The 12,340-nt window shown below is 34.9% G+C and carries 16 protein-coding genes; 1 reads left to right on the forward strand and 15 read right to left on the reverse strand.

What is annotated here, in order from left to right; genetic code table 11:
• Positions 1–87: 87 nt before the first annotated feature.
• From KQI69_RS04265 to gpmI, 12 genes are all read right to left on the reverse strand, one after another.
• Positions 88–522 carry a PIN domain-containing protein gene (locus KQI69_RS04265; protein WP_216564084.1) on the reverse strand — a complete coding sequence of 145 codons (435 nt, stop codon included), beginning with the start codon at positions 520–522 and terminating at the stop codon, positions 88–90.
• The gene (locus KQI69_RS04270) at positions 509–733 is read right to left on the reverse strand and encodes a hypothetical protein (RefSeq protein WP_118443991.1); all 225 of its coding nucleotides are present in this window, start codon (positions 731–733) and stop codon (positions 509–511) included. Before KQI69_RS04270 ends, KQI69_RS04265 begins: the two co-directional genes overlap by 14 nt.
• Positions 734–786: 53 nt before the next feature.
• Positions 787–1,122, reverse strand: a complete 336-nt coding sequence (locus KQI69_RS04275) for a helix-turn-helix transcriptional regulator (RefSeq protein WP_216564085.1) — start codon at positions 1,120–1,122, stop codon at positions 787–789.
• A 116-nt stretch (positions 1,123–1,238) separates the two neighbouring features.
• Entirely contained in the window at positions 1,239–1,793 is a 555-nt protein-coding gene (locus KQI69_RS04280; RefSeq protein WP_216564086.1) for an HNH endonuclease, read from the reverse strand.
• Positions 1,794–1,831: 38 nt separating this feature from the next.
• Positions 1,832–2,140: a hypothetical protein gene (locus KQI69_RS04285; RefSeq protein WP_216564087.1), complete on the reverse strand. Its 309-nt coding sequence runs from the start codon at positions 2,138–2,140 to the stop codon at positions 1,832–1,834.
• Positions 2,141–2,161: 21 nt separating this feature from the next.
• Positions 2,162–2,515: a hypothetical protein gene (locus tag KQI69_RS04290; protein WP_216564088.1), complete on the reverse strand. Its 354-nt coding sequence runs from the start codon at positions 2,513–2,515 to the stop codon at positions 2,162–2,164.
• 55 nt (positions 2,516–2,570) lie between these two features.
• A complete protein-coding gene (locus tag KQI69_RS04295; RefSeq protein WP_216564089.1) occupies positions 2,571–2,990 on the reverse strand; it encodes a hypothetical protein in 420 nt (139 codons plus the stop codon).
• Positions 2,971–3,204, reverse strand: a complete 234-nt coding sequence (locus KQI69_RS04300) for a cold-shock protein (RefSeq protein WP_216564090.1) — start codon at positions 3,202–3,204, stop codon at positions 2,971–2,973. The genes KQI69_RS04295 and KQI69_RS04300 overlap by 20 nt, the downstream gene beginning before the upstream one ends.
• A gap of 626 nt (positions 3,205–3,830) precedes the next feature.
• Positions 3,831–4,154: a PIN domain-containing protein gene (locus KQI69_RS04305; protein WP_216564092.1), complete on the reverse strand. Its 324-nt coding sequence runs from the start codon at positions 4,152–4,154 to the stop codon at positions 3,831–3,833.
• A gap of 87 nt (positions 4,155–4,241) precedes the next feature.
• The gene (locus tag KQI69_RS04310; RefSeq protein ID WP_216564093.1) at positions 4,242–4,463 is read right to left on the reverse strand and encodes a hypothetical protein; all 222 of its coding nucleotides are present in this window, start codon (positions 4,461–4,463) and stop codon (positions 4,242–4,244) included.
• 372 nt (positions 4,464–4,835) lie between these two features.
• On the reverse strand, positions 4,836–5,084 hold the full coding sequence (secG, locus tag KQI69_RS04315) for a preprotein translocase subunit SecG (protein WP_022223667.1): 249 nt from the start codon (positions 5,082–5,084) through the stop codon (positions 4,836–4,838).
• A 205-nt stretch (positions 5,085–5,289) separates the two neighbouring features.
• Positions 5,290–6,834, reverse strand: coding sequence for a 2,3-bisphosphoglycerate-independent phosphoglycerate mutase (gpmI, locus tag KQI69_RS04320; protein ID WP_216564094.1), 1,545 nt, complete (start codon positions 6,832–6,834; stop codon positions 5,290–5,292).
• Between the two features lie 185 nt (positions 6,835–7,019).
• Here gpmI and KQI69_RS04325 point away from each other — a divergent pair, with 185 nt between their 5' ends.
• Positions 7,020–7,868: a bacteriohemerythrin gene (locus tag KQI69_RS04325; RefSeq protein ID WP_216564095.1), complete on the forward strand. Its 849-nt coding sequence runs from the start codon at positions 7,020–7,022 to the stop codon at positions 7,866–7,868.
• A 150-nt stretch (positions 7,869–8,018) separates the two neighbouring features.
• Here KQI69_RS04325 and KQI69_RS04330 read toward each other — a convergent pair whose 3' ends face one another.
• The 3 genes from KQI69_RS04330 to KQI69_RS04340 form a co-directional block, all read right to left on the reverse strand.
• A complete protein-coding gene (locus KQI69_RS04330) occupies positions 8,019–9,170 on the reverse strand; it encodes a nitronate monooxygenase family protein (RefSeq protein WP_216564096.1) in 1,152 nt (383 codons plus the stop codon).
• Between the two features lie 318 nt (positions 9,171–9,488).
• Positions 9,489–11,462 (reverse strand): EAL domain-containing protein, encoded by a 1,974-nt coding sequence (locus KQI69_RS04335; protein WP_216564097.1) that lies wholly within the window; start codon positions 11,460–11,462, stop codon positions 9,489–9,491.
• A gap of 84 nt (positions 11,463–11,546) precedes the next feature.
• On the reverse strand, positions 11,547–12,340 hold a 794-nt coding region (locus KQI69_RS04340; RefSeq protein WP_216564098.1), incomplete at its 5' end, for an AraC family transcriptional regulator.

Here is a 12,340-nt window from a genome sequence, read left to right on the forward strand (position 1 = left end):
CATCATCAGCACCTAATTTTAGATATTTTACCTGTCTACTTGACAAGGGGCATATCAATATGTCTCTTTCTGTTGGTGCTTTGTTTGTTATTCCAGTTCATCAACTGTAATACACTTTATTTTCTTGAATTGCCTTAATTGCTTGTCATTTGTCAAAAATAAATCACACTTTGTAAGACACGCAACTGCTAACTGGATAGCATCCATTGCTTTAAATCCTTTATATTCTGCTCTTATTTGAGCTGCCTTTTTAGCAATCTCTTGATTTACCTCTACAATTTCCATTCCTGTAGTTTCCACAAGTCTATCAAACATATCAATGAATGAATATAATTTGTTTCTGTATGGGAATACAAAATATTCTTCCATTGTAATTACAGAAGTTACAAACTTTTTGTCTGCCTCATATCCATTACTAAAAAAGCTCTTTACCTTATCATAATACTGTGGATTATTTTCGTCCTTTTCAATAAAGTATATGAATGGTGCAGTATCTACAAATGCCTTTTTATAATCTGTCATTCTCTCGCATCTCCTTCATATACTCATCAACATGCAAACCTCTTTCGCTTGGAATAACAAAACTATCCCAATCAACAGGTGCTTTCTTTGCTTTTCTCTGTGGATAGTTCAACAGAGTAACAATAACCTCTGCTCCATCATAATCTCTTATATCTTCATCATCAATAACAACTGTGTTACCTTTTACGATTCCTTTTACTGCTGCTAACATAGGTCATACCTCCTTTAAAATTTCGGATGAATTTCATGTTTCTTATCAACCGATTATTTTACATTTTTATAGCGATTTTCATAGGATAATTCAGGCTTTAAGTCAACTTTCCATTCTATCAAGTCTTGTGGCTGACATTGTAAAAGCTGACATATATCTTCTATCGTCTTTGTTGATACATCGCCACCAGCAAACACTCTTCCCTTTTTTACATTCTCTGGCTTTTCATTGTATTCCTTTATATTCTTTTCAATATCTTCCCACGAATCCCCACTACACATTTTCATTTTCGTAAGTATTCCCTGTGGAATTAAGCCTTTTTGTCTTATAATATATGTCGTTATGCCTTTATCTTTTAACTTCTGCATCAATTTATTATAATTTATCATTAACATCTTCTCCATACAAATATACATTGATTTCTGTGTATATTATAACACTCCTTTCCCTATTTTTCAATCAGCATTAGAAAGAGTTTGACGCTCCAACTAATGCCGATTTTCTCTTATACCATCTTATTTAATAGTTTATGCGTAATCTTCCACAATAACCGCTTACCTTGCTTTTTATCCATCTGATACAAGAATATTTCCGTTATACGCTCCATAAAATCATCTGGCAGAACTGAACCTTTAAAACGATTACAAGCCTCACAAGTACATTGAAGGTTGCTTACATCATCTGCACCATTCATAGCAAGTGGCACAATATGGTCTAATGTCATTTTGTCATAGGTTATCTTTTTTTCACATAAAGCACATCTGCCTTTTGCTGTATCATATATCAATTCTCTTACTTCTTTAGGAAAATTGATTCTCCCCTTACCTCTGCTCAATTTATATTTTGCATTTGTTTCTATATCCTGTATGTAATATCCATTTGTTTTGCCCGGTGATTTTATCATTCTTTCTTTTGCTTTTTCAGTAGTCAGATATATTCGTGCCTCATTTATATCTTTTGTTTTCGCTACTCCTCCAGTTGCGGTCATTCTTACATAATAACTTCCATTCGTCAGTACATAAGCCATAATATCAACCTCTTTTCCATTGAGGACAGCCATTTTTTAAACTGCCCCTTTTATTTCTGCATTGTTTCCGTTTATCGTTCATCGGGAAAACAAACTGTCGTTGCGTTATCTCCTACCTTTTCGGAGATTCTATTGGTGATAATCCAGATTTTTCCCTTTGATGTTTCATAAACACCCATTACATACAAATCATCTGGATAATTCAAGGCTTCTTCATTTGTCTGTTTATCTTCATCATCCAAATTGCCCCAGTCCTTAACCGCATATCTCTGTAATGCAACTGTAACTTCAACTGCAAATTTCTGTTCCGCAGCCATTAAGTCATTGATTGATTTTGTTACTACTATCTGTCCCATATTGAAAAATTTTGATGTAATCATAATATTTACCTGCCTTCCCTTTTATCCTGCATATCTGCTATAAAGATTTCTGTTACTGTTACACTCTCCCTTGATACACTTAAAATATTCTTCCAAACTGAATGAATATGATTTGCTTTGCAAACAAGTACATTTTCCTCTTTTTAATACTGTTGTTTCTGCTATGACAATATTATTGGTCAATGTTAAATTTCCTCTGATAATGCTTTCTAATGATTTCTGTAAATCTCTGTATGAGCTGTCAATATAAAACTTCTTTCCGTTGTTTCCATCATTAACAAAATATACAATTCTGTATGTAAATCTATCCTCGATCATATTGTTAGCAAGACAACCTCTTTCTATATCCATTAAAATATCTGATATTGTATACATTTCGCTTTACCTCTCTTATAGTCGGGGAAGGTTGCCCCTCCCCTTTGCCTTTATGCTACATTCTTAACTTCTGTAAAATACTGCTTACCAACGCTCCATTGTCTACTGTATTTGCCATTGTTTCATCCCATACATGAGGTGTATTAGTTCCAAGATTTTTTTCACCATGCAGACCTTCATTCGCCCATGTTGCGACCTGTTCACCAGATACACCATAGTAATTGCTCATATAATCTGTATCAATATACACCGATGCTACCGCCTTACCTCTGATAATTCTTGCATCAACTTTAAATCCTGACCTTAGAAAGTCATATTGTCTACGGTAAAATACTGGATCGTATGAATCATAATATCTTTGCAGAAAGAAGTTCAAAGTTTCATATACTCGTTGTGCCATGCCATCAACCATTTTCTTTAGTGTCGGTTGTAATGCAATAGCCAAATCATCCATATTATTTATTACCTTTGCCATGTTGCCTTTTCCCTTCTGGTGCATCAATTACAGATATATCCGCTGCGTTATAGTCGCTTCTGTCACTTACAAATTGTCTGAAGAATACATAATATCCTCTTTCAATGTATTCGCCATTCAGCTTAGATTTGTGGATGAAGTAAGACTTGCCATCTTCTCCACGGATAAATCCATATCCTTTGTCATTAAAATATCGTGTTACCATTCCAAACATTCATTATCCTCCTGTTGTTTTTCTTCTAATGAAATTTACATTTCAAAATCAGATCATATCATGGCACTCTGACGCTCTCTGTGGCTTATATAAATGTTTTAAAGCCATTAGTATGTATTTTTTTCTATGTCTGTATTTTAAGGCACTAAAATAAGCCTACATACTCATAATAAATACAAGTATATAGACTTATTTAGATGTCCTAAGTTATATTCAATTTTAATTTTGGTATGCATTTAAGGCTTCGTATTTAGTAAATAATTAGTATAATCAGAAAATTTGCTTATTATGTACCTTACAATGCTTTATTTACTGTAACTTTCAAAAGGTAATCGCAATCATAATCTATTATTGCTATCATTATATCAAATCCTTTCAAATCAAGCATTTCTCCAATGCTTGGGTACATTTCCAACAGTTCTTACTGTCATTTCATTACATTTCTGTATATTTCGTTAATTGTAGCACATCCTAAGCACATTGTCCATTTCTTAAATCTTTGAGTTTCCCCATTTTTTAAGATTGTATCATTCAAAGCCTAATGCCAAAAAATATTTTTCAAGTGTTGCAAGGTTAAAAATAGCACCTTCAGAAAGATATATCTCTTTCCGTTAGTGCTTTGTTTATTATCGTAAATCTTCCATTGTCATACAAGGGATTTCTTTTTCCTGCCTTAACTGCTTATCATTAGTAAAAAACATATCACATCTGGATGCAATCGCTGATGATATTTGTAATGCATCCATTGCTTTAAATCCCTTATACTGTCCTCTAAGTTTAGATGCTTGTTCTGCAATATCTGAATTTATATCTATAATTTCAACATTCATGTAATCTAAGAATCGTTTAAAATTATCTACAAAATCTATTTGACCACTTGAATACGGATATACAAGATACTCTTCTACTGTTATGGCAGAAGTAACAACCTGTATATTTTTTCTATGCACATTGTAAAGAACCTCTTTATAACCTCTGAATATAAAGGACTGTTTTCAAGATAATATATAATAGGTGTTGTATCAACAAACACTCTTTTAAAGTCTGTCATTATCTCTCATCTCCCTTATATATTCATCTGCATTTCTGCCACGCTCTGTTGTAGGCATAACAAACTGATCTAAATCAATTTTCCCTGTCCGTCTGTCTGATATACTTATTAAACCATCAATACCACTTAAAATCTGAACAACATAAGTCAATTTATCTTCTGGCACTCTTTCTAATAATTCAATAGCTTCTTTTCTAGTTGCTGTCATAGTTCATACCTCCTTTAAAATTTGGGATGAAATCTCTATTTCTTTTTATGTTATTATTCCGCGTTTTTGTAACAGTTTTCATAAGATAACTCTGGTTTCAAGTCTACTTTCTATTCAATTATCATTAACATTCTCCGTTCAAATAATATACATTATCTTTCGTATATATTGTAACACTCCCTTCCCCCATTTTCAATTAGCATTAGAAAAAGCTGCTACACTTTAACTAATGTCAATTTCGCTTATATTATCTTATTTATTGGCTTTTGTTGTCTTTCCCATATTTGTAATTATTATCTTCCAATAAATTATTTTTAATCTTACATACCAAAAATGGATTGCCATATAGCAATCCATTTTTGGTAATTTCTTTTATGAAAAAATACTAAGATTCAATAAAAGTGAAATCAAAACAAATAATACTGCAAGAACTCTTGTAGCCATAACAAGTCCGCCCTCCATGGAACGACCTTTGTTCTTTCCCCAATAAGACTCTGCTGCTCCACTGATAGCTCCTGTAAGTCCCGCCTGTTTGCCTTCCTGAAGAATAACTACAACTGTAAGTGCAACACATACGATAATGTATAGAATCAATAAAATTCCATGAATTGTCTTAATCATCGACTATGCTCCTCCATTCAATTAAAACTCAAACAATAAATCTCCTGCACTGTCAGAAATTTATTGTTATAAACTGACCAGTACAGTAAAAAACACTGTACTAATCTAGTCTATCATAATCTTATACATATTTCAATATATTTTTTCCAAATTTATCAGTTCTTCCATGCATTACTTGTACTGTTCACACAATGAACCATAGTAACTATTTTTTGATAAGAAGTGACTTTCCTGTCATTTCTTTTGGCTGTTCAAGGCCCATCACCTCGATAAGTGTAGGTGCGATATCTGCAAGACATCCACCCTCTCTTAATGTATAAGCATCATCATAATTTACAAGGATAAATGGAACAGGATTTGTTGTATGTGCAGTAAATGGTGCTCCTGTCTCATAATCTATCATCTGCTCTGCATTTCCGTGGTCTGCACAGATAAATAATACTCCGTCAGCTTTCTTAACTGCTTCTACCGCTGTTCCAACACACTCGTCAACTTTCTCGACTGCTGCTATTGCTGCAGGTATAACTCCTGTATGTCCGACCATATCAGGGTTTGCAAAATTGATAACGATAACATCATATTTATCTGATGCGATAGCTTCGTTAAGTCTCTCACTTACCTCAGGTGCACTCATTTCAGGCTTAAGGTCATATGTTGCTACTGAAGGCGATTTTACAAGTGAACGCTCCTCACCTTTGTTTGGTTCTTCAACACCACCGTTAAAGAAGAATGTTACATGAGCATATTTCTCTGTCTCAGCAAGACGAAGCTGTGTCATATCGTGTGCTGCAAGGAACTCTCCGAATGTATTCTCAATGCTCTCTTTCTCAAATGCAACAAGCTTGTTTCCGATAGTATCATCATAGTTTGTGAAGCATACAAATGTAAGAGGCATAAATCCGTTCGCTCTCTCAAACTTATCAAAGCTTTCATCACAGAATGTACGTGTAATCTGACGGGCACGGTCAGGTCTGAAGTTAAAGAAGATTACTGAGTCATTAGCTTTGATAGTTGCAACAGGCTTTCCGTTCTCCTCGATAACTGTTGGAACAACGAACTCGTCATTTACATCCTGTGCGTATGAGTCTGCTACTGCCTTAACTGCATCATCAGCTTTAACACCCTCACCCTTTACAAGTGCATTGTAAGCCTTTTCTACTCTGTCCCAGTTGTTATCTCTGTCCATTGCATAATAACGACCGTGTACAGATGCGATCTTTCCTACACCAATCTTGTCCATCTCTTTCTGAAGTTCTTCTACAAAACCCTTTCCTGATGTAGGCGCTGTGTCACGACCGTCAAGGAATGCATGCACATATACATTCTCAAGACCATTTCTCTTTGCAAGCTCCAATAAACCATAAAGATGTGTATTATGGCTGTGTACACCACCATCTGAGAGAAGGCCAAAAAGGTGAAGGTCTGAATTATTTTTCTTTGCGTTCTCAACTGCTGCAAGTAATGCCTTATTCTCAAAGAATGTTCCCTCTTCGATAGCCTTTGTGATACGTGTGAGTTCCTGATAAATTATGCGTCCTGCTCCAATGTTCATATGGCCAACCTCTGAGTTACCCATCTGTCCGTCAGGAAGTCCTACGCTAAGTCCGCTTGCATTTCCCTTCTGGAATGGACACTCTTTCATAAGTTTGTCCATAACAGGTGTCTTTGCCTGAGCAATAGCATTTCCTTCTGTCTTATCATTTAATCCATAACCATCAAGTACCATCAATACAACCGGTTTCTTACTCATAATCGTTATCCTTTCTTTATATAAAAAATATTTAATGTAGTTACATTTTATCCGACAATAAATTATACATTATTTGATATGGTAAGTCAAAGGAAACATGTGAAACTTATTTATTATCCCTCTTGAAACTCCATGAATATGACTATATAATTAACACAAAACAAATTCAAAGGAGGATATTTTTTATGTACGAATTTACTAAGGACTGTATGATAGGTATTAAGGAAATAGATGACGAACACAAAAAGTTATTTGATATGATAAATGATGCTATTGCTCTTGCTGATAAGACCGATGATGTTAAGAGCATTGCTAACAATCTCATCAAAAACTTAAAGGATTATGCTAATGTTCATTTTGCTCATGAAGAAGCATATATGAAAAAAATAAATGATCCTGAGCTTGAATCCCAGATTAAGGAACATAAGGCATTTGCAAAAAAGGTCAACAGTTTTGAACTCGACACTTCTTCTGATGAGGCTTCAAAAAAATCATTAAATGACATTCTTGTATATATCATTCAGTGGTTATACAAACATATCTTAGGCAGTGATATTATGATAGGTAAACTTTCAGACCATTCAGAAGAAGCTGAAAATGATAATCCTTTTGAATTCACTGACAAATATAAAACAGATATCGCTCTTATTGACGATGAACACCGCCATCTCTTTGAGATTATTGAAAAAACTAATGAACTTATACATGAAAATCTTCTTCATGATAAATATGATGAGATCATGCATCTGCTTGATGAACTCAAAACTTATACTGAAACACACTTTAACGATGAGGAAGCTCTTATGGAAAAAATATCTTATCCAGGACTTGCAGCTCAGAAAAAGGCACACGCAGCTTTCGTTGACAAGCTTGTCCATATTGATATCAATGAACTTGATGAGATTGACGAACACCAGCAGGCATATTTATTTGAGCTTATAAATTATCTTTTAAGCTGGCTTTCAAACCATATCTTAGGTTCAGATTTAAAAATTGGTGAGTATATAAGAGAAAATAATATCAGTATAGATTAAAAAAAATCGGCTGCCGCTTATTTAATACGACAGCCACTTAGCTTTTTTACATTTCTGCATTGTAACAGTTCAGCCAAAAGACAATACAATAAACAAACTCAGATATTGACACTTATCTTTTTATCTTTATGGCTGAACTGTCACTCCGCATCAACTTATCATTTTGTCCATTGATTCATATACATTCTGAATATCATGTATCTTACTATCTTGAGAATACACTCTTTCCTCTGACGGCTCCACAAGTTCTCTCATAAGTTCATGTACTGTGGTCATCTTATTTATGCGTCCTACATTTGCACCACAGAATATAAGTCCGTTGTTTATATCTCCATTTACCGCATCGACAAGTGCTTTTGTTATGCAGTATGGTACTTCTTTAGGATTACATTTTTTCATGCAGTTATAGCATTTATCTACCGGCTGGTTTTCTTTTTCAACACGCTTTATAAATTCATTTCTTATAGCACGGCCTGGCATACCAACGGGACTTTTGATTATCTTTACATCCTCATCTTTTGCATCAAGATATGCCTGCTTGTATTCATCCGATGCATCACACTCTTTTGTGGCAACAAAACGGCTCGCTATCTGTACCCCGTCTACTCCAAGTTCAAGTGCGTGTATTATATCGTCATGGTCAAATATACCTCCTGCAACGATAACAGGTATATGCGTATTATATCTTTTGCCGTATTCTCTAGTACATTCGATGATATCTTTTATCTCTCTGTCATAATCAATATTTTCAATGTCTGCGAGTTCTTCATTTGAAAATCCGAGATGTCCTCCGGCTTTTGGACCTTCTATCACAACAAAATCGGCTGTTCTGTCATATCTTCTCGCCCACATCTTAAGTATTATATCTGCCGCACGCCTTGATGAGACTATCGGTGCTATCTTTGTCCTGCACGCTTTTCCAATATATTCTGGAAGTTTAACAGGAAGTCCTGCTCCGCTTATTATAACATCTGCTCCTGCTGCAACCGCCTCCATTACATGCTCCTTATAATGCTTTAAGGCTACCATGATGTTTGCACCTACAAGTCCATTGCCTCCGGCTATCTCTTTTGCCTTTTTTATGTGCTTTCTTATTGCACGAAGATTACAGCCTGCCTGGTCCTTTTCAAAACCTTCCTCATCATAGCCTATCTGGGCAGTAGATATGACACCTATGCCACCTTCTGCTGCGACTGCCCCCGCAAGTCTTGAACGGCTTATGCCTACTCCCATTCCCCCCTGTATAATAGGAATCTTTGCTATCATATCTCCTATGCGGAGAGCTTTTAACTTTTCTCCCATATTTCCCTCATTTCCGTGCTTTATCCGCACTATCCAAAATTTTGTTTGATTATCAAACTAATTCAAGTATAAACCTATGGTGTTTTGTTGTCAATGTTTTATTGTATCTTTTTCTATTTTATGTAGTTTTTAAAACTATATTCATTCTATACACATTTTTCTACAGTCAAGCGAATATCCGCCATCCTCTTTGCTATTTGACAGTGTTAAATTTTTACAGATACAAAAACAACCCATATTAAACAACATTTCTTTTAACATTGTTTAATATGGGTTATTTTTTATTATTGTCTTGATTTTTTTAAAGCTGTGCAGCTTTTATTTGTCGATTCCTATTTGAAATCCAATAAAATCCTCCCTTGTCACATATGACTGATGAAGGTCATATACAAAGTCATGGTCTCTTATCTCGTTGTAAAATGTCACTTCGCATATCTTGCCGATAAATGACGGCTGGAAAACATCCCCACCTAGAACTATCCTCTTTGCATAACGGTTACCGGGTACATTTTTAAGTGCACCTACAAGTTCTCCGTTTATATATGCATAAGCTGTTTCTGTCTTTGCATTGTAACTTACTACATAATGCGACCATTCATTGACCTGAAGTTTGCATCCGCTTGTATCATACCAGCCATCGACTTCCTTAGAGTCCCTTATACGGAAAGATGAATGTCCTTCCCAGGCAAGTGGTATCATACCAAAAAATCCGGTCTCATATTTGACATATAATGCACAGCTCCACGAATGTTCTTCTTTAGGATATATCCACATTGACACCATGAAACTGTCACTTGACAAAATCTCATGCGGAATCTCAATAATCTCCTCTTCTTTAGGTCCTCCCGGAAATACTAATGCCTTTGAACCTTTAAATATACCTGTATCATATTTAATGTGGCTAAAGTGCTCTGAAGATGCCTCAAATTTTCCATCTTCAGACTTCATATCACCATCAAGTTTAAATACATAGCTCGTGTCATCGTTAGTTATGTATTCATTTGCAAATTTGTCAAACTCATCAAGTGGAAGCGGCTTTGAATAAAGAAATCCCTGTGCTATCTGACATCCGCATCTTACTATAAACTCTCTCTGTTCCTCTGTCTCTATTCCCTCAGTGACAACATCAAGTTTTAAGTCCTTGCACATATTTATGACATTTCTCAAAACCTTTTTTCCCCTGTCATCGTCACCTGAACTGTCAAGAAATTCCCTGTCTATTTTTATTATATCGACTTGAAGATCCTTGAGCAGGTTAAGAGCTGAAAATCCTGAGCCAAAATCATCTATTGAAACAATAAACTGCCTCTCTTTTAACAATTTGACATTTCTTATAAGTTCCTCACTGTCCTTGACAAATACGCTCTCTGTTATCTCTATCTCAAGTTCATCATGCTTCACTCCATACTTGTCTGCAAGCTCGACAAGCATGTCAGGGAATTCTCTATTATACAGATGCAGCCTTGACATATTTACAGATACAGGAATATGCTCATACTTTTTGCCTTTCCAGCTCTGTTTTATCTTACATACCTGTTCAAACATATACAGGTCAAGTTTTGAAATGAATCCGTTTTTTTCAAATAATGAGATATAGACAGCCGGCGTTCTTATCCCGTCTTGTGGATGTTTCCACCTTGACAGAGCCTCTGCACCTGATAATTTGGTTGATATCATATTCACTTTTGGCTGCATGTATACTACAAACTGCCCACTTTCTAATGCATCATACATCTCCAGTTCAATGTTTCTGTTACGCATTATCGTGCGGTCATTTTCCCTGTAGAAAACATATCTGTTTTTCCCATCGTATTTTGCTTCATACATTGCTGAATCACATTTGTGTAAGATGTCATCAAGCCGCATTGACACTTTCTGATTAGTAACAATTCCAATACTAAGCGAAATATTAGAAAGTATGTCCTTTCTAAAATCAAGTTCCTCCATCTTTTTTAATAATTCTTTTGCCGTGTTTTCAAGTTCCTCGACAGACATATTGCCATCAAGAAGTGCCACGAATTCATCTCCGCCGATTCTTGATGTAAAACCAAATACATTATCCTCAATAAGATTAGATATACAAATGAGCAGCTCATCTCCCATGCTATGTCCATAAATATCATTGACCCGCTTAAAATTGTCTATATCCATAAACATTGCATGAACGACTGCATCACTTTCAAGCATATCATAAAATTCATAAAGTCCCCGCCTGTTTGGAAGTCCTGTCAGATAATCAAATTCTGCCATGTGCTCGTTTCTCTTTCCAAACAGTTTCTCATTCTGTTTCATAGTGCTCCTCCGTAAAGATATATATATATTTATAATACATCTTTTTTTAGAGAGATTCCACTATTTTTTAACTTATTTAAGTATTTAATCAAGCCACGTATTTCTGTACTCCGATGGTGTCATCGATTCATATTTTCTAAATATCTTTCCAAAATAGCTTGCATTGCTAAATCCACAGTCATCAGCTATTTCTTCTATACTCCGGTTTGTAAATCTTAAATCCAGTTTAGCTTTGCTTACACGCAGAGATGTAAGATATTGGATTATCGTTATTCCGTACTTTTTTTTGTATTCCCGCGACATATGAAATCTGCTTAAATAAAATTTTTCCTCAAGTATATCCAGAGTTATCTTGTTCATATAATTATCCATTATATAATCATGTATCTCAATAATCTTTGTCTCTGTATTTTCACTTGCAGTTCCATTATCACTCCCATATTCCCAAAAATCGTTTAAAATATTTATAATCTTAGCCGAAGCCGATATATCTGATTTAAGAACAGATTCAGATAATGTGTATATTTTTATTATGTCATATATAGATTTTACAAATGGTGAAGTGTCAGCGGGATGTATAACAAAACCTACACTGTCCGTAATGCTTTTATAATAGTATCCTGCCCCTTTTCCATAAAAATGAAGCCACACATATTCCCACGGTTCATCTTTGCTGCTCTGATGAAAATATGTTTTTGAGCAGTCAACAAACGCAATATCACCCGCTTTGAGCTTTTTCTGCATACCATCATAGTAAATGTTTCCATTTCCTTCTGTAACTATAAATATTAAAAATGACCTCAATTTATTATGATGATATTTTTGAATATCATGCTTTTTCTTGTATCCTGCTTCCTGAACATACAATAAATTTTTTT

Source organism: Eubacterium sp. MSJ-13, assembly GCF_018918235.1.
GTDB lineage: Bacteria > Bacillota > Clostridia > Lachnospirales > Lachnospiraceae > Butyribacter.